This window comes from Stenotrophomonas sp. GL_111 (assembly GCF_057835245.1).
Genome location: NZ_CM174421.1, coordinates 3,634,206 through 3,651,202, shown reverse-complemented (window position 1 = coordinate 3,651,202; position 16,997 = coordinate 3,634,206). Strand labels below are relative to the sequence as shown.

General features: G+C 67.9%; 19 protein-coding genes. 10 read left to right on the top strand and 9 right to left on the bottom strand.

Annotated elements, in window-relative coordinates; all coding sequences use genetic code 11:
- Positions 1-135 precede the first annotated feature (135 nt).
- Positions 136-759: a ribosome biogenesis GTP-binding protein YihA/YsxC gene (gene yihA, locus AC3IPM_RS16225; RefSeq protein WP_489301176.1), complete on the top strand. Its 624-nt coding sequence runs from the start codon at positions 136-138 to the stop codon at positions 757-759.
- A gap of 111 nt (positions 760-870) precedes the next feature.
- Here yihA and AC3IPM_RS16220 read toward each other — a convergent pair whose 3' ends face one another.
- From AC3IPM_RS16220 to AC3IPM_RS16210, 3 genes are all read right to left on the bottom strand, one after another.
- Positions 871-1,848: an MBL fold metallo-hydrolase gene (locus tag AC3IPM_RS16220; protein WP_489301174.1), complete on the bottom strand. Its 978-nt coding sequence runs from the start codon at positions 1,846-1,848 to the stop codon at positions 871-873.
- Between the two features lie 90 nt (positions 1,849-1,938).
- The gene (locus AC3IPM_RS16215) at positions 1,939-2,769 is read right to left on the bottom strand and encodes a helix-turn-helix domain-containing protein (protein ID WP_489301173.1); all 831 of its coding nucleotides are present in this window, start codon (positions 2,767-2,769) and stop codon (positions 1,939-1,941) included.
- The gene (locus AC3IPM_RS16210) at positions 2,769-3,467 is read right to left on the bottom strand and encodes a VIT1/CCC1 transporter family protein (RefSeq protein ID WP_489301171.1); all 699 of its coding nucleotides are present in this window, start codon (positions 3,465-3,467) and stop codon (positions 2,769-2,771) included. Before AC3IPM_RS16210 ends, AC3IPM_RS16215 begins: the two co-directional genes overlap by 1 nt.
- 234 nt (positions 3,468-3,701) lie before the next feature.
- On the opposite strand from AC3IPM_RS16210, the gene AC3IPM_RS16205 reads away from it, so the two are divergent.
- On the top strand, positions 3,702-5,066 hold the full coding sequence (locus tag AC3IPM_RS16205) for a glutamate--cysteine ligase (RefSeq protein ID WP_489301169.1): 1,365 nt from the start codon (positions 3,702-3,704) through the stop codon (positions 5,064-5,066).
- A 74-nt stretch (positions 5,067-5,140) separates the two neighbouring features.
- Here AC3IPM_RS16205 and AC3IPM_RS16200 read toward each other — a convergent pair whose 3' ends face one another.
- Together AC3IPM_RS16200 and AC3IPM_RS16195 are read right to left on the bottom strand one after the other, a co-directional pair.
- Positions 5,141-5,473: an SMR family transporter gene (locus AC3IPM_RS16200; protein ID WP_489301167.1), complete on the bottom strand. Its 333-nt coding sequence runs from the start codon at positions 5,471-5,473 to the stop codon at positions 5,141-5,143.
- An 89-nt stretch (positions 5,474-5,562) separates the two neighbouring features.
- Positions 5,563-6,624 (bottom strand): NAD(P)-dependent alcohol dehydrogenase, encoded by a 1,062-nt coding sequence (locus tag AC3IPM_RS16195; protein WP_489301165.1) that lies wholly within the window; start codon positions 6,622-6,624, stop codon positions 5,563-5,565.
- A gap of 108 nt (positions 6,625-6,732) precedes the next feature.
- Between AC3IPM_RS16195 and AC3IPM_RS16190 the strand changes: the two genes are divergently transcribed.
- Positions 6,733-7,623, top strand: a complete 891-nt coding sequence (locus tag AC3IPM_RS16190) for a LysR family transcriptional regulator (RefSeq protein ID WP_489301163.1) — start codon at positions 6,733-6,735, stop codon at positions 7,621-7,623.
- A 16-nt stretch (positions 7,624-7,639) separates the two neighbouring features.
- Here the strand turns inward: AC3IPM_RS16190 and AC3IPM_RS16185 are convergent, their stop codons facing one another.
- Complete coding sequence (locus AC3IPM_RS16185; RefSeq protein ID WP_489301161.1) at positions 7,640-8,413, bottom strand: bestrophin-like domain; 774 nt, start codon at positions 8,411-8,413, stop codon at positions 7,640-7,642.
- A gap of 130 nt (positions 8,414-8,543) precedes the next feature.
- Here AC3IPM_RS16185 and AC3IPM_RS16180 point away from each other — a divergent pair, with 130 nt between their 5' ends.
- Genes AC3IPM_RS16180 through fghA form a run of 4 tightly spaced genes read left to right on the top strand, consistent with a single transcriptional unit; the run spans position 8,544 to position 11,201 of the window.
- A complete protein-coding gene (locus tag AC3IPM_RS16180) occupies positions 8,544-8,819 on the top strand; it encodes a metal/formaldehyde-sensitive transcriptional repressor (protein ID WP_489301159.1) in 276 nt (91 codons plus the stop codon).
- A gap of 55 nt (positions 8,820-8,874) precedes the next feature.
- Positions 8,875-9,984 (top strand): S-(hydroxymethyl)glutathione dehydrogenase/class III alcohol dehydrogenase, encoded by a 1,110-nt coding sequence (locus AC3IPM_RS16175; RefSeq protein WP_489301157.1) that lies wholly within the window; start codon positions 8,875-8,877, stop codon positions 9,982-9,984.
- Positions 9,985-9,992: 8 nt separating this feature from the next.
- Positions 9,993-10,361: a YqcC family protein gene (locus AC3IPM_RS16170; protein ID WP_489301155.1), complete on the top strand. Its 369-nt coding sequence runs from the start codon at positions 9,993-9,995 to the stop codon at positions 10,359-10,361.
- A 9-nt stretch (positions 10,362-10,370) separates the two neighbouring features.
- On the top strand, positions 10,371-11,201 hold the full coding sequence (gene fghA, locus AC3IPM_RS16165; protein WP_489301153.1) for an S-formylglutathione hydrolase: 831 nt from the start codon (positions 10,371-10,373) through the stop codon (positions 11,199-11,201).
- A 34-nt stretch (positions 11,202-11,235) separates the two neighbouring features.
- Here fghA and AC3IPM_RS16160 read toward each other — a convergent pair whose 3' ends face one another.
- The 3 genes from AC3IPM_RS16160 to AC3IPM_RS16150 all read right to left on the bottom strand — a co-directional run bounded on the left by AC3IPM_RS16160 (position 11,236) and on the right by AC3IPM_RS16150 (position 13,856).
- Positions 11,236-12,096: a PA4780 family RIO1-like protein kinase gene (locus AC3IPM_RS16160; protein WP_489301151.1), complete on the bottom strand. Its 861-nt coding sequence runs from the start codon at positions 12,094-12,096 to the stop codon at positions 11,236-11,238.
- Between the two features lie 137 nt (positions 12,097-12,233).
- Positions 12,234-12,881 (bottom strand): M23 family metallopeptidase, encoded by a 648-nt coding sequence (locus AC3IPM_RS16155; RefSeq protein WP_489301149.1) that lies wholly within the window; start codon positions 12,879-12,881, stop codon positions 12,234-12,236.
- A gap of 6 nt (positions 12,882-12,887) precedes the next feature.
- Positions 12,888-13,856 carry a L,D-transpeptidase family protein gene (locus AC3IPM_RS16150; RefSeq protein ID WP_489301147.1) on the bottom strand — a complete coding sequence of 323 codons (969 nt, stop codon included), beginning with the start codon at positions 13,854-13,856 and terminating at the stop codon, positions 12,888-12,890.
- Positions 13,857-14,060: 204 nt separating this feature from the next.
- Between AC3IPM_RS16150 and AC3IPM_RS16145 the strand changes: the two genes are divergently transcribed.
- The 3 genes from AC3IPM_RS16145 (at position 14,061) to AC3IPM_RS16135 (ending at position 16,978) form a co-directional block, all read left to right on the top strand.
- Positions 14,061-15,491, top strand: coding sequence for a GGDEF domain-containing protein (locus AC3IPM_RS16145; RefSeq protein WP_489301145.1), 1,431 nt, complete (start codon positions 14,061-14,063; stop codon positions 15,489-15,491).
- Positions 15,492-15,557: 66 nt separating this feature from the next.
- On the top strand, positions 15,558-16,019 hold the full coding sequence (locus AC3IPM_RS16140; RefSeq protein ID WP_489301143.1) for a MarR family transcriptional regulator: 462 nt from the start codon (positions 15,558-15,560) through the stop codon (positions 16,017-16,019).
- Entirely contained in the window at positions 16,016-16,978 is a 963-nt protein-coding gene (locus AC3IPM_RS16135; protein WP_489301141.1) for a S41 family peptidase, read from the top strand. Before AC3IPM_RS16140 ends, AC3IPM_RS16135 begins: the two co-directional genes overlap by 4 nt.
- The last annotated feature ends 19 nt before the right edge of the window (positions 16,979-16,997 follow it).

Sequence of the window (16,997 nt, the reverse complement as noted above, 5' to 3'; positions counted from 1 at the left end):
GGCCTGGCAGTTGCGGGACCGCAACCGCGGGGATCGCCCGATTATCCATGCGCTTTCACGCCACGGTCAACGCAGGGTGCAGCAAAAACCGGCGGAGACAGCGCGGATCCAGCCCGGACATGCGATCCTATGCCCATGTCATTGCTCCTAGAACGTGCCCAATACCTGCTTTCGGCCCACAACATCCGGCAATTGCCCGAGGATGTTGGCGCCGAAGTTGCCTTTGCCGGGCGTTCCAACGCCGGCAAATCCAGTGCCCTCAACGCCCTGACCCGCCAGAACAGCCTGGCCCGGGTCTCCAAGACCCCCGGCCGCACCCAGCAGCTGGTGTTCTTCGGGATCACCCCGGAAGCCAAACTGGTCGATCTGCCCGGTTACGGCTACGCCAAGGTGCCGCTGGACCTGCAGGCCCACTGGCAGGCCTTCATCGACCAGTACTTCCGCACCCGCGAGGCCCTGCGTGGGCTGGTGGTGGTGATGGACATCCGGCACCCGCTGAAGGATTACGACCGCCAGATGCTGGCCTATGCCGTGCAGCGCGGCCTGCCCGCGCACGCACTGCTGACCAAGGCCGACAAGCTCGGCCGCGGCCAGCAGGGCATTGCCCTGCAGAAGGTACGCAAGGAACTGCAGTCCTCCTTCGGCGACACCGTCAGCGTGCAGACCTTCTCCGGCCCGGCCCGCCAGGGCGTGGACGAAGCGCGCGGCATCATCGGCGGCTGGCTCGGCCTGAACAAGCCGGCGCCGGAAAGCGCGTAACCGCCTGCCGGCAAGCTACGGGGTAGTGCCGGCCGCTGGCCGGCTCCCGGTACATCCAGCTGAAAGAGGCGCCGGCCAGCGGCCGGCACCACCCGGTTGCCGCATGTCGGCTCAGCGCGCCGGCAGCGGCGCGAACTCGCCCGGCACCCACGCAAACGCGTCGCCTTCATGGCGCACATGGCCCAGCCCCGGGAACGGCAGGTGCGCACCGGCTACCCACCAGCCCTTGTCCGCCGCCTGCGCCATCATCGCGCGGCGGCTGGCAATGGCCGCCGTGCGATCACTGTCGGCCTCGTAGGCAGCGGCGGGCTGGGCGAATTGCACGGCGTGGAAATGCACGATGTCGCCCCACACCAGCAGCTGCTGGCCCTTGCCGCCGTCGATCTGCCAGGACACATGGCCCGGGGTATGCCCGTGGCTGTCCAGCGCGGTCACCCCGGCCGGCAGTGCCTGGCCAGGGCTGAAGCGGCGCAGTTTGCCCGCGGCCTCATACGGCGCCACGGCCTTGCGCGCCAGCCCGAACGCGAAGCGCAGGCCCTGCGGGGCGCCGGCTTCGCTGGCCGGGTCCAGCCAATAGGCGGCATCGGCCGCGGACAACCACACCGTGGCATGTGCGAACGCCATCTGGCCCTGCGCATCCAGCAGGCCACACAGGTGGTCCGGGTGCGCGTGGGTGAGCAATACGTCATCCACCTGCGCCGGGTCGTAGCCAGCGGCGCGCAGGTTGCCCAGCACCTGGCCCAGGCCGGGGCCGAAGCACTGCGCGGTGCCGGTATCGACCAGGGTCAGGTGATCGCCGCGCTGGATCAGGTACGCGTTGACCGCCGTCTGCAGGCCCTTGCTGTCTTCGGGCACGTAGCGGTGGTCGAGCAGGCGGGTCACCGCGGCCGGCTCCACACCCACCACCGCGCTGCGGCCCAGCGCCACGGTGCCGTCGAACAGCGCGGTGACCTGCAGCGTGCCGATCTGCTGGTGGTACACGCCTGGCACCTGCTCGCGCGGGGTGTGGGTGGTCGTGGCAAAGGCAGCGGTAGCTGTCGTGGACAGCAGCAGGGCGATGGCGAGGGTGCGAACGCGCGGGAATGACATGGCGGTTTCCATACAATGCGGCCGTGCCGCGGTGTGCCCATGCTGGCTGAAGCGCGCGCGGCAATCCGCTCAGAATGCCGCGCGCTGCGCTCAGCTGTTGCCGATCGCCGCCGGTTCCAGGCCATAGCGCGCGGCGAAGCGCTTGTTGAAACTGCCCAGCGAGCGATAACCCACGCGCGCGGCCACGGTCTTCAGGGGCAGGCGGGTGGTGTAGAGCAGGGTCATCGCATGCGCCAGCCGCGCATCGACCAGCAGCTCACGCACGCTGGACTGCTCGCCGGCCAGCCGCCGGCGCAGCGTCGCACCGCTCAGGCCGAGCTGTTCCTCAAAATCGCGCGACTGCCAATCACGCTCGGGCTGTGCGGCGATCAGGTCGCGGATGCGTTCGCCCAGGCTCGGCTCGGGCGGCACCAGCAGGCTGCCATGGCCACGTCGGCAGAACGCCAGCACCAGCGAGGCCAGCGCCAGCCGTGCTTCGGTGTATCGGCCGTGCTCCAGCGCCGTGCGCCACTGCCGCAGGGTATCGCCGTGGTCGGCCAGTGACAGCTGCGCCAGCGCGTCGCCGGCATCGGGCAGCGGTTCGTTCCACAACACGCGTGCCGCGGCCAGCGCTTCGGCGCACAACGGCACGATCGCACTGAGATAGACGCCGCTGTGCGGGTCGGGAATGTTGACCACATCGATGCGGCAGCGGCGGGTGATCAGGAACAGATCGCCGGGAACGAGCGCCAGCGCCTGCTGCCCGCAGGCGACCTGCTTGCGCCCCTGCAGCAGGATCGCGAACTGCGGCTGCGGAATCTCCACCGACGAGGCGCCATGTTCACGGCGCGCGGTGATGCAGGCGTAACCGTCGGCGCGCGCGCAGTCGGCCAGGCTCGCCATCTCGGCCAGCAGGGAATCGGGGCGTACGCGAAGGTCCATTACAACGCAGTATCGAACATCTGGCCGATCAATGCCGCCGCGCCCATCGCCATGGCACCCCAGAACATCACCCGCAGCGCGCCGCGCAGGGGGCGGGCACCGCCGACCCGCGCGGCCATCGCGCCGGTCAGGCCGAGCCCGGCCAGGGTCGCGACGGTGGTCACCTGCGCCACCTGTGCGTGCGGGGCGAACAGGGCGGTCAGCACCGGCAGCGCCGCACCGCTGACGAAGGCACCGGCCGAGGCCATCGCCGCCTGCAGTGGCCGTGCGCGCAGTTCTTCGGTGATGCCCAGCTCATCGCGTGCATGCGCGGCCAGGGCATCGTGCGCGGTCAGTTGTACGGCCACCTCACGTGCCAGTGCCGGCGCCAGCCCGCGATGGCGGTAGATCGCGGCCAGCTCTTCCAGTTCGCTGTGCGGGTCTTCATGCAGTTCGCGCTGCTCCACCGCCAGGTCGGCCCGCTCGGTGTCGGCCTGGGACTGCACCGAGACATACTCACCGGCCGCCATCGACATGGCCCCGGCCACGGTGCCGGCGATGCCGGTGGCCAGCACGGTCGATGCCGAGGCGCCGCTGGAGGCGATACCGACCACCAACCCGGCCACCGAGACGATGCCGTCATTGGCGCCCAGCACGGCGGCGCGCAGCCAGCCGACGCGGTCGGAGCGATGGACTTCCGGATGTCTGGATCGGCTCATGCGGGCCATCTTAGGGGCTCGCTGGCGGGGGCGGCGGAATGACTCGCAGCCGCGCTGGCAACGGCCGGCGGTGCGCGGTGGGGCAGGGCCGCCAATGCGCAACTGCATTCCGTGGGATGCTGAAATCCGTCACGGTGACACGACGCCGGGGGGCGCCACGATATAGTGCGCCCTTGCGATGCGGGGCCTGCAACCCCACATCCCCGCCCTGACCAGAATCCTGCGAGCCTCCCCTTGTCGAGCCCCAGCCACGTCGCCGAGACGCCGATCACCGACCGAAACGAACTGGTCGCCACGTTGGCTTCCGGCGAAAAGCCGAAGACGCAGTGGCGCATCGGCACCGAGCACGAGAAGTTCGGTTTCCGCCTGGACGACCTGCGTCCGCCGACCTTCGACGGCGACCGCGGCATCGAAGCCCTGCTCCAGGGCCTGACCCGTTTCGGCTGGGCACCGGTGCAGGAAGACGGCCGCACCATCGCCCTGCTGCGCGACAACGCCTCGGTGACGCTGGAACCGGCCGGCCAGCTGGAGTTGTCCGGCGCGGCGCTGGAGAGCATCCACCAGACCTGCGTGGAAACCGGCACCCACCTCAACGAAGTGGCCCAGGTCGCTGGCGAACTGCAGCTGGGGTTCCTCGGCATGGGTTTCCAGCCCAAATGGCGGCGCGATGAAATGCCATGGATGCCCAAGGGCCGCTACAAGATCATGCGCGAGTACATGCCCAAGGTCGGCACGCTCGGCCTGGACATGATGACGCGCACCTGCACGGTGCAGGTCAACCTGGACTACGCCACCGAAGCGGACATGGTGAAGAAGTTCCGCGTGTCGCTGGCGCTGCAGCCGATCGCCACCGCGCTGTTCGCCGACTCGCCGTTCACCGAAGGCCAGCCGAACGGCTACCAGAGCTACCGCTCGCACATCTGGACGGACACCGACAACGACCGCACCGGCATGCTCGACTTCGTGTTCGAAGACGGCTTCAGCTACGAGCGTTACGTGGACTACCTGCTCGACGTGCCGATGTACTTCTCCTACCGCGATGGCAAGTACCACGATGCCAGCGGGCAGAGCTTCCGCGACTTCATGGTGGGCAAGCTGCCGGTGCTGCCGGGCCAGCTGCCGACGCAGCGCGACTGGTCGGACCACATGACCACCGCCTTCCCGGAAGTGCGCCTGAAGAAGTACCTGGAAATGCGTGGCGCCGACGCCGGGCCGTGGAGCCGGTTGTGTGCGTTGCCGGCATTCTGGGTGGGGCTGCTGTACGACGATGCCGCGCTGGATGCGGCCTGGGACCTGGTGCGCGACTTCAGCCTGGCCGAGCGCCACGCCCTGCGCGATGGCGTGCCCCGGCATGCACTGAAGCTGCCGTTCCGCAACGGCACCGTGCGTGACCTGGCCCGCGAAGCGGTCAAGATCGCCGTGGCCGGCCTGAAGCGCCGCGCCGCGTTGAATGCCGACGGCCAGGACGAAAGCTATTTCCTGGATGTGCTGCAGGAGATCGTCGATTCTGGCCTGACCCCGGCCGATCGCAAGCTGGCGCTGTTCCATGGCGAATGGAACGGCGACATCGACCCGGTGTTCAAGGAATTCGCTTACTAATCACAGCGTGCCGACCAACGGTCGGCACCCACCCCTTAGGTAGGTGCCGACCGTTGGTCGGCACGCTTTGAGGTTCAGTGCGCGCTGCTCTTGGAGAACAGGTTGATCACCGCCACCCCGGCGATGATCAGGCCCATGCCGAGCAGAGCCGGGGCGTCGAGTTTCTGCTTGAACACCACCCAGCCGATCACCGAGATCAGCACGATGCCCACACCGGACCAGATCGCATACGCGATGCCGGTGGGCAGGGTTTTCAGGGTGAGTGCGAGCAGATAGAACGCGGCGGCGTAGCCGACCACGGTGCCCAGCGTCGGCCACAGCCGGGTGAAGCCTTCAGAGGCCTTGAGCAGGCTGGTGGCGATCACTTCGAACACGATCGCCAGGCCCAACAGCAGATACACATTCATGGCGCGCGCACCGTTTGGACGATGCGCGCATTGTACGTTTGCCACCGACGTGCACCGGGCGCTGCAGCAGCGCCCGGCAGCGGCCCGGTTCAGGCCGCCTGTGCGCCAAGCGTGGCCATGTCGATCACGAAGCGATAGCGCACATCGTTACGGGCCATGCGCTCCCAGGCTTCGTTGACGGTCTTGATGTCGATCACTTCCACATCGCTGACGATATTGTGCTCGGCACAGAAGTCCATCATCTCCTGGGTTTCGGCCATGCCGCCGATCGCCGAACCGGTGATGTGCTTGCGCCCGAACATCATGGCCGCACCCATCAGCGGCGGCTCCAGTTCGGTCAGCACGCCGACCAGGCACATGGTGGCGTCGCGCTTGAGCAGGCCCATGTACGGGTTGGTGTCGTGGCTGACCGGAATGGTGTTGAGCAGGAAATCGAAGCTGCCGGCATGCGCCTTCATCTGCGCCGGATCGCGCGAGACCAGCACTTCATCGGCGCCCAGGCGCTTGGCATCGGCGCCCTTTTCCGGGGTGGTGGTGATCATCACCACGGTGGCGCCCATCGCCTTGGCGAACTTCACGCCCATGTGGCCCAGGCCACCGAGGCCGATCACGCCAACCTTCTGGCCCGGGCCCACCTTCCAGTGGCGCAGCGGCGAGTAGGTGGTGATGCCCGCGCACAGCAGTGGGGCGGCGGCCTTGAGGTCGATCTTGTCGGACACCTTCACCACAAAGCGCTGCTCGACCACGATGTGGTCCGAGTAGCCGCCGAAGGTGGGGGCGCCGCTGTCACGTTCGGTGCTGTTGTAGGTGAAGGTGGCTCCCTTTTCGCAGTACTGCTCCAGCGATTCGTCGCAGGCGGCGCACTTGCGGCAGGAATCGACCATGCAGCCCACGCCGGCGAAATCGCCAACCTTGAACGCGGTGACGCCGGCACCGACTTCGGTCACCCGGCCGATGATCTCGTGGCCGGGCACCATCGGGAACTTGGAATTGCCCCAGTCGTCGCGGGCCTGGTGCAGGTCCGAGTGGCAGATGCCGCTGTACAGGATCTGGATGCGGACATCGCCGGCGGCCACCGGGCGGCGCTCGAAGGAGAAGGGCACCAGCGGCGCGGTCTGGTCGTGGACGGCGTAACCATGGGCGAGGGACATGTGGGGATCCTTGGCAGGTTTTGTAGAAAGGCGCTTTACAATACGCCCGCATCCCGTGCACAGACAGTCAGGATATCGGCATGATTCATCAAGTGAAACGGGATAATCATGGCCACTGACAACCTCACCCACCTGGCCGCGTTCGCCGCGGTGGCCCGCCATCGCAGCTTCCGCCGGGCCGGCGCCGAACTGGCGCTCTCGACCTCGGCGGTGAGCTATGCGATCCGCGCGCTGGAGGAGCGGTTGGGGGTGGGGCTGTTCCACCGCACCACCCGCAGCGTGGCCCTCACCGAAGCCGGCCAGCGACTGCTGGAGCGCCTGCAACCCGCGCTCGGCCAGGTGCATGACGCGCTGGAGGAAATGAACCACTTCCGCGCCGCGCCCGCCGGCCTGTTGCGGATCAACGCCACCCGCGCCGCCGTCCACACCCAGCTCGGCCCGCGCCTGGCGCGCTTCCTGCTGGCCCATCCCGACATCCGCCTGGAACTGGCGCAGGACGATGGCCTGGTGGATATCGTGGCCAGCGGTTTCGATGCCGGCGTGCGCCTGCACGAGTCGGTGCCCGAGGACATGGTGGCCGTTGCACTGGGCCCGCCGTTGCGTGGATTGATCGTCGGCGCACCGACGTATCTGCAGGGGCGCGAGATTCCACTGCATCCGCGCGATCTGATCCGCCACGAATGCGTGCGGTTCCGCTTCGCCAGCGGCCACCTCTACAAGTGGCAGTTCGAACGCGACGGCCAGGCGTTGGAGATCGACGTGCCCGGCCGGCTCACCCTGGGCGACCAGAACACCATCCTGCAGGCCGTGGTTGACGGGCTCGGGCTGGCCTACGTGCTGGAAGACTCCGCGCGGCCGTACCTGGACGATGGCCGGCTGCAGGCGGTGCTGGAAGACTGGAGCCCGCCGTTCCCCGGCTTCGTGCTGTATTACCCGCGCCAGCGGCAGATGTCCTCGGCCCTGCGGGCCTTTGTGGACATGGTGCGCGAACCGGTGTGAGCCGCGTTGGCGCAGCTCACGGCTGCAGGCTGCGTTGCAGATCCAGCATCGGCGTCTGCGGCACCGAGACCATGCCGGAGGTCGGTTTATCCAGGTCCATCACCAGGGCCACGGCGAGGGTGATCAGGAACAGCATGAGCGTGGTGGCCGTGCGCCGATGGCCCTGGTGGTAGCCGAGCATCCCGGCCGAGACCATCGCGAACAGGGTCAGCATCCACACGATGCGCCCGGGAATATGGGCCTGCCGCGTGGCCATGCGGGTGGCAGCCAGGTCGATGGATTCATTGGTGGTGGTGATCATCAGCCCGGCCAGCGGCGTGGTCCGGAACGGCGCCACGGCCTCCACTACGGTCTTCCACAACTGGGTCTGCAGCGTCTCGCTTTGGCGGTACAGGCGGCGTTCCTCATCGGCGCCCTGCGCCTGGCCGAACGCCACGCGGTTGTCCACGTAGCGGCGCAGTGCCGACTGCATCTTCTGCTGCGGCGCCTCGTCAAACAGCTGGGTACGCAGCCAGGTGGTGCCCAGCGCGTTGGCCTCGGCAATCACCAGTTCACGACGGTCTTCGTAGCGTTGTAGCGCGATGGAAAAGGTGAAGCCGATCAGCAGTGCCAGCAGCCCGAGCACCGAACTCATCGCGAAGGAATCATCATCGAGGGTGACGCCGCGCCTGGCGGTGAGTCGCCGCCGCAGCAGGCGCCCGGCCTCGCGCGCGATGACCAGCCCTGCGAAGAACGACAGCGACAACACCCACAAGGGGAGGCGCTGGTAGAACAGGAGGTCGAACGGCATCACGGTCATCCCCGGTAGTGGTGCACCCTGCCGATATAGCACGTCGGTGGCGGCAGCGGCAGATCCATCACCTGGGATCTGGGGGTGTCCTGTATACTCACCCCCAGTATAGTTACCTGGTGGCGCCGTCATGCCGCATTCCCCGCAGGAAAAGAAGCGTGTCCTGGCCCGCGTACGCCGCATCCGCGGCCAGTGCGATGCGCTGGACCGCGCGCTGGAAGGCGGTGCCGAGTGCGCGCCGGTGCTGCAGCAGATTGCTGCGATCCGCGGGGCCGTCAACGGGCTGATGTCCGAGGTGATGGAAGCCCACCTGCGCGAAGAGTTCGGCCAGCCGGCGCAGTCCGACGCACAGCGCGCCGAGCGCGTGCGCGAGATGAGCGTGTTGATCCGTTCCTACCTGAAATAAACGCGCGGGCGACCGCGCGCTGTCCTGTCTTGTTCCTTGCCTTGGAGTGTTCCCGATGAAATCCCGTGCCGCTGTTGCCTTCGCCGCTGGTGAACCGCTGAAGATCGTCGAGATCGACGTTGCCCCGCCGCAGAAGGGCGAAGTGCTGGTGCGCATCACCCATACCGGGGTATGCCATACCGATGCATTCACGCTGTCCGGCGATGATCCGGAAGGCCTGTTCCCGGCCGTGCTCGGCCATGAGGGCGCGGGCATCGTGGTGGAAGTGGGCGAGGGCGTCACCAGCGTCAAGCCGGGCGACCACGTGATCCCGCTGTACACCGCCGAGTGCGGCGAGTGCCTGTTCTGCACCTCGGGCAAGACCAACCTGTGCGTGGCCGTGCGCGCCACCCAGGGCAAGGGCGTGATGCCCGATGGCACCACCCGCTTCAGCTACAACGGCGAGCCGATCTACCACTACATGGGCTGCTCGACCTTCAGCGAGTACACCGTGGTGGCCGAAGTCTCGCTGGCCAAGATCCACCCGGAGGCCAACCCGGAACACGTGTGCCTGCTCGGCTGCGGCGTCACCACCGGCATCGGCGCGGTGCACAACACCGCCAAGGTAGCCGAGGGGGACAGCGTGGCCGTGTTCGGGCTGGGCGGCATCGGCCTGGCGGTGATCCAGGGCGCGCGCCAGGCCAAGGCCGGGCGCATCTTCGCCATCGATACCAACCCGTCCAAGTTCGAGCTGGCCAAGCAGTTCGGTGCTACCGACTGCATCAACCCGAAGGACTTCGACAAGCCGATCCAGCAGGTGATCGTGGAGATGACCACCTGGGGCGTGGACCACACCTTCGAGTGCATCGGCAACGTCAACGTGATGCGTGCGGCGCTGGAATGCGCGCACCGTGGCTGGGGCCAGTCGGTGATCATCGGCGTGGCCGGTTCGGGCCAGGAAATCTCCACCCGTCCGTTCCAGCTGGTGACCGGCCGCTCGTGGAAGGGCACCGCATTCGGTGGCGTGAAGGGCCGCAGCCAGCTGCCGGGCATGGTCGAAGACGCGATGAAGGGCGATATCGAGTTGGCGCCGTTCGTCACCCACACCATGGGCCTGGAACAGATCAACGAGGCGTTCGAGCTGATGCACGACGGCAAGTCGATCCGCTCGGTGGTTCACTACTGAGCCGCGACATGGGCCTGACCGACTTCTGGAAACGCCCCAAGGTGCCGTCGGAATCGCGGCGCGACACGCTGGTCGACCAGATCGAGCAGGCCCTGCGCGCGCTGGGCTGGTTGCAGGGTCCGGTGGGCGCGCCACGCCACGTCGACTCGGCATTCGGTATCGATGAGATGCCGTTCGAGCACTGGCTGGTGCAGGTGTTCCTGCCGCGGCTGCAGGACGCGCGCCGCGATCGGCAGTGGCCACCACACAGCCAGGTGGCGGTAGCCGCGCGGCGCAACCTGGATGGCCAGGCCGAATGCGAGCCGTTGCTGCAGTTGTTGGCGCAGCTGGACCACGACATCAACACCGGCGGCGCGCCCCTGCGCGACCGCCCCTGAGGAGCTTCCATGGAACGCATCGAACATCGCGCCGCCTGCGGCGGTTGGCAGGACGTTTACCAGCACCGTTCGCAGGTGCTGGGCTGCGACATGAAGGTGGCGGTGTACCTGCCGCCGCAGGCCGCCGCGCAGAAGCTGCCGGTGCTGTACTGGCTGAGCGGGCTGACCTGCACCGAGCAGAACTTCATCACCAAGGCCGGGGCGCAGCGCTACGCGGCCGAACACGGGGTGATTCTGGTCGCACCGGACACCAGCCCGCGCGGCGATGACGTGGCGGACGCGGACGGCTACGACCTGGGCAAGGGCGCGGGGTTCTATCTCAATGCCACCGCGCAACCGTGGGCGGCGCACTACCGCATGTATGACTACATCGTGGACGAACTGCCGGCGCTGATCGAAGCGCATCTTCCTGCATCGCAGGCGCGCAGCATCAGTGGCCACTCGATGGGCGGCCACGGTGCGCTGGTGATCGCGTTGAAGAACCCCGGCCGCTACCGCAGCGTGTCGGCGTTCTCACCGATCGTCGCACCGACCCGCGTGCCATGGGGACAGAAGGCCTTCGCTGCCTACCTGGGCGAGGACCGCAGCACGTGGTCGGCCTGGGATGCCAGCGAACTGGTCGCCACCGCCGAAGAGCGCCTGCCGTTGCTGGTGGACCAGGGCGGCGGTGATGAGTTCCTGGACAGCCAGCTGCAGCCGCAGTGGCTGCAGGCGGCGTGCACCGCGGCCGGGCACCCGCTGCAGCTGCGCCTGCAGCCGGGCTATGACCACAGCTACTACTTCATCAGCAGTTTCATCGGCGAGCACATCGCGTACCACGCCAAGGCATTGCAGGGGTAGAGCCACCCCATGGGTGGCTGGGCCCGAGGCCGGATCAATCCTCGTCTTCTTCCGCCGCCTCGCGACCCTGCTGGCGGATCAGTGCTTCTTCGCGCGCATCGTTGATGGCGTGGCGCACGCTGTCCAGGTCGATGGTGGTTTCATCGTGCACGAAGGTGCCGCTCAGTTCGCTGTCCGGGAGCAGGTCGCCGGCCTCGAACAGCGCCCACATCTCCTCGCCATACCAGCTGTCCAGCAGCTCCGGGGCGAACCGGCCGAGGTAGGCGGTGAGGTTGTTGACGTCACGCAGCAGCATGCTGCGGGCGGCATTGTTGCCGCCGGCGCTGACCACCTGCGGGAAGTCGATCACCACCGGGCCGTCCGGGCCGACCAGTACGTTGTACGGCGACAGATCGCCGTGGATCAGGCCGCAGCACAGCATGCGCACCACCTGGCGCACCAGCACCTGGTGGAAGGCGCGGGCCTGGTCGGCTTCCAGTTCCACTTCGCCCAGGCGGGCGGCGGAGAAGCCTTCGGCATCGGTGACCAGTTCCATCACCAGCACGCCGTGGTAGTAGCCATGCGGTTCGGGCACGCGCACGCCGGCATCGCGCAACTGGTACAGCGCCTCGACCTCGGTGTTCTTCCAGGCGGTTTCCTGCTGCTTGCGGCCGTACTTGCTGGCCTTGCCGACCGCGCGCGCCTCACGGCTGCCGCGCACCTTGCGGCCTTCCTGGTATTGCACGCGCTGCTGGAAGCTGCGCTGGGCCATGTCCTTGTATACCTTCGCGCAGCGCACATCGTCGCCACTGCGCACGACGTACACGGCCGCTTCCTTGCCGCTCTTGAGCGGACGCAACACTTCATCGATCACGCCGTCGTCGATCAGCGCCTGCAAGCCTTGGGGGGTCTTCACGGAGTCTCGTGGATGTGGTGGACGCCAAACGGTCCACCTGGGAGGGGCGGGGATTTTCGCATCTTCGGGGCGGGCCGGCCATCGGCGATGTGCCGGGCTGGTTCAGCCATGGGCTGTGAAGACCCTCCCGGCGGGGATCAGGGCAGGGTCGCCTCACCGCGCAGGAGCGGATAAGGGTTCAGCGATTCGCCCTTCCACCACTGTTTTTCCGGGCCCAGCCGGTGGATCTCGAAATGCAGGTGGGGGGCCTCGGCGCTGGCATTGCCGGTGCTGCCGACATAGCCGATCACCTGCCCGCGGGTGACCACCTGGCCTTCAGCCAGCCCGTCGGAATAGCGCTGCAGGTGCGCGTAGTAGTAGCAGTAGCGCCCGCCGGGGGCGAACTGGTAGACGGTCAGGCCGCCGCGCTGGCTGTCGAACAGTTTCTCGATATGCCCATCGGCGACCGCCAGCACCGGGGTGCCGGCGGGGGCGAGGATGTCGATGGCATCGTGCACGCGGCCCTCGCTGCGGGCGTCGGTGAAGGTGTCCTGCAGCTGCGTGCGGGCGATGTCCTGTACCGGCAGGAGCAGGCCCTCCGTGCCGGCGGCAATGGCAGGCACGGGCGGTTTGGCGGCGGCGGGGGCAGACGGGCTGGGCGATGCCGGGCCCGCGCTGGGCTCGGCCGCCACCGCCAACGGGGCGGGCGTTGCGCTGGCCAGCAGTGCTGCGGGCCGCGTGCCCAGCCACCAGCCGCCCGCCACCCCGATCACCAGTCCCGCCACCGCCAGTCGCAACAGGGTCATGTGTGGTTACTCCTGCATCACTACGGGTACCGAAGCGTCGACCGCCTCGGCCACCTGCAGCGCATCCCAGTTGGTCATGCGCACGCAGCCATGCGATTCGGTCTTGCCGACGTGGCCGGGCTCCGGTGTGCCGTGCAGGCCGTAGTGTGGTTTGGAGAGGTCGATCCAGACCCGCCCGACCGGGTTGTTCGGGCCCGGTGGCAGGGTGGCCTTGGCATCGCCGCGCCTGGCGTCCCAGAACAGTTTGGGGTTGTAGTGGAAGGTCGGCTCGCGCGAGATGCCGAGGATCTTCCAGGTGCCGATCGGCAGCGGATCGTGACGGCTGCCCGAGGACACCGGGAACTGCGCGTAGACCTTGCCCTGCGCGTCGTACAGGCGCAGGGTCGAATCGGATTTGTCGATCACCAGTTTGGCCGCTTTCGGCAGCGTGCCGGGGGCGATGTTGGGTACCTGGATCTGGCTGCCGGCCTTGCCCAGGTCCACGCCGGGATTGAGCGCACGCAGCAGTGCCGGGTCGGCGTGGAAGCGCTCGCCCAAGGCTTCGGCGACCGAGCCGAAGCCCAGCGCCTTCAGTTTGGCCTGCTCGGCGGGCCGTTTCGGGATCGGCTGGAACGGCCCGGCGACATCCTCGGCGGTCAGGGTGTAGCGGGCCAGCGGTGCGGTGGCGTCCGGCTGCAGGGCCTGCCAGGTGGCGTCATCCAGTTCACCGCTGACGGTGAGTCCGTGAGCGGCCTGGAAGCCCGCCACGGCGCGCCTCTGGTTGGAGCCGGGCAGGCCATCGATCTGGCCGGGCGAGAAGTGCGCGCGGTCCAACAGGACCTGTGCATGCAGGTCCGAGCGCACCTCGGTGGACACGGCAGCCTCGTCCAGCGGGGCGGGCAGGGCCGCCGGGGACTGCGCCAGGACCGGTGTGGCAGCGGTCAAGGCAAGCGCGACAGCGATCAGTGCGGTGGAAGTGTGCAGGCGTAGCGGCATCCGGGGCTCCCATGCAGGGTGGCCTTCACCATGCCGCAGCGTCGTGCGCAGCGACCGTGAAAACGCTGACGGGCAGCTGAGCGGCTGCTCCGGCCGTGCGGTGTCGACCACCTCTTCACCATGCTGTGAGGTGCATCACATTCGTCATCGGCGTTGTGGGCGAAAAACGGTATTGTTGAAGCACACCACCGGCGGGGGACGCGCATGGCGATACGCTGGGCCGTGTTGTACGTGGTTTGCCATGGGCTGGCCCTCGCGCTGCTGCCCGGCCACGCCGTGGCGGTGTCGTTCTCCTTCCTGCTGCTCGTGCCATTGCTGGCCGCAGTGGCCTGCCTGTGGCGCAGCCGGCGCAGCGAGGCCCGGGTGGGCTGGATCGCGCTGGCGGCGGGGATGCTGCTGTGGGCCGGTGGCATGGCGGTGAACATGTACCAGGAAATCGTCCTGGGCAATGTCGGGGCCACGCCGGGCGTGAGCATGCTGCTGTATGTGTTGTATGGGGTGCCGCTGACCTTTGCGATGGCCCATCCACGGCATGAGCCGTGGTACCTGGTGATGATCGACGGCGCACTGGCGCTGCTGTTGGGATATCTGTTCTTCGTCTACACGTTCTCGTTCGCCACGCTCACCGATGCCGGCGAGGCCGGGGTGGACAGCCTGCGGCGGATGTTCGACATCGAAAACCTGTTCATCGCCGTGTTCGCGACGGTTCGCTTCGTGGCCAGTGAGGACGGCCCACGGCGTGCCTTCTTCCGCACCTTGGCGTTGTTCGGCTGGGTGTACCTGGGCATGGCCGCCTACATCAACCATCGCGCCAACGACGGCAGCTATGGCGGCATGATCGACCTGATCATCGATGTGCCGTTCCTGTTGGTGGCGGTGTTGGCACTGCGCCCGGCCACCGAGGCGGCCATCCCGCGGACCCCGCGCCGGCTGGCGCTGGCGGTGCGTGCGGGCAGCCCGTTGATCCTGCCCGCGGCGCTGCTGGTGGTGTCGGCATTGATGGTGCACGACCATCCGCACCTGGCGGTGATGGGGTTCATGCTGGCCACGATCGGATCGGGCCTGCGCAGCGTGGTGATGCAGGTGCGCTCGCTGGAACGCCAGGACCAGCTGGATGTGCTGGCACGCATCGATGGCCTCACCGGGCTGGCCAATCGCCGCCAGTTCGACCAGGCGCTGCAGGCCGAGTGGAGCCGCTCGCGGCGCAACGGAAACGGCATGGCGCTGCTGATGGTGGACATCGACCATTTCAAGGACTTCAACGACCGCTTCGGCCACCCGCTCGGCGACCTGTGCCTGCAGTCGGTGGCGCGCGCGCTGGCCGGCTGCGCTACCCGCGGCAGCGATGTGGTGGCGCGCTATGGCGGCGAAGAGTTCGCCGTGGTGGTGCCCTCGTCCACCCGGGAGGGGGTGCTGGCCCTGGCCGAAACCATGCGCAATGCGGTGGAGCGCCTGCGGCTGCCCTCCACCGACCCGACGGTACCGGTCACGGTGACGATCAGCATCGGCATGGCGCGGGTCGAGTCGGTGCTCAAGTCCGACCCGGAAACCCTGCTGGCGGCCAGCGATGCGGCGCTGTATACGGCCAAGCATCGCGGGCGCAACCAGGTAGCAGAGGGGGTCATGGCGCCTTGAGCGCTGCCGGAACGCTTCGGGTCAAAGGTCGTTGCGGATATATAACAGTACTGTTATATATGCGGCATGGACACTTCAACGCCGACGCTTGGGACCGCGCTGCGGCATCTGTTGACGCTGCTGGACGGGGATCTGGAACAGCTCTATGCCGAGGATGGACTCGGCTATCGGCCGCGCTACACCCCGATCGTCAAGGCGCTGGGGGCATTGGGCCCGGCCTCGATCCGGCAGATCGCCGCGCACGCACACATGACCCATTCGGCGGTCAGCCAGAGCGTGGCGCAGATGAAGCAGGGCGGCTGGGTAGTGGGCGACCGTGGCGAAGATGCTCGCGAGAGCATCATCGTCGCGGCCGCCAAGCTGACCCGGGCCTTGCCGCTGCTGGAGCGGCGCTGGGCGGCGACCAATGCCGCCGCGGCCGCCCTTGATGCGGAGCTGTCCACATCGCTGTCGGCCTGTGTTGCCGAGGCGATCGCCGCGCTGGAACGCACCCGCTTCCGCACCCGTATCGAGGAGACAACCGCATGATCCGCACCCTGTTGCTGCTGGCGCTGGCGGGAACTCCCGCGGCCCATGCCGTTGAACCCGCGCCGGCCGCCACGCGTGCGCAGGTGCTGAGCGCCGCCGCCGATCTGATCGCCGCCCGCTACGTCGACCCGGTACGCGGTGCGGCGTTGGCCACGCAGTTGCGCGATGACGCACGCCAGGACCACTTCCGTGCGGCGGCCGACGATGCCGCCTTCGCCAAGGCGGTACAGCAGCGCATGCGTACCCTGTCCGGTGATGGCCACTTCGATCTGATGCTGCGCACGCCCGGGGCGTCGGCCGACGCCAGTGAAGCGGTGTTGTTGGAACGCTGGTACGGCACCGGCGTGAACCACGGTTTCGAGAAGGTCGAGCGCCTGCAGAACGGCATCGGCTACCTGGAGCTGAGTGTCTTCGCCCCCACCGCCATGGGCGGTGATCTTGCCGAGGCGGCCATGAGCCTGCTTGCGCAGTCGCCGGCATTGATCATCGACCTGCGCCGCAACGGCGGGGGCATGGACGACATGGTGCGCCTGCTCGCGACGTACCTGCTCGATGACGTGCGTGAGATGAGCGCGGTCTACGACCGGCCCAGCTCCACCACCACCCGCACCTTCACCGCGGCCACCGTGACGGGGCGCCGCTTTGGCGGGCGCAAGCCGGTCTACATCCTGGTCTCCAAGCGCTCCTTCTCCGCTGCCGAACAGTTCGCCTACGACCTGCAGGCGATGGGTCGCGCGGTGGTGGTGGGTGAGCAGACCGGGGGTGGCGCACATCCCACCGCCCAGCACGCGGTGGCGGACCGCTTCCTGCTGACCCTGCCGGAAGGCCGCTCGATCAATCCGATCACCCAGCGCGACTGGGAAGGTGTCGGGGTCACGCCGGATGTGCGCACCGCGCCGGAGCAGGCGCTGGAGGTGGCGTTGGAGCTGGCGGGCAAGGCAGTGGCCACTTCACCCTGAGGCAGGGGTGAAGTGGCGC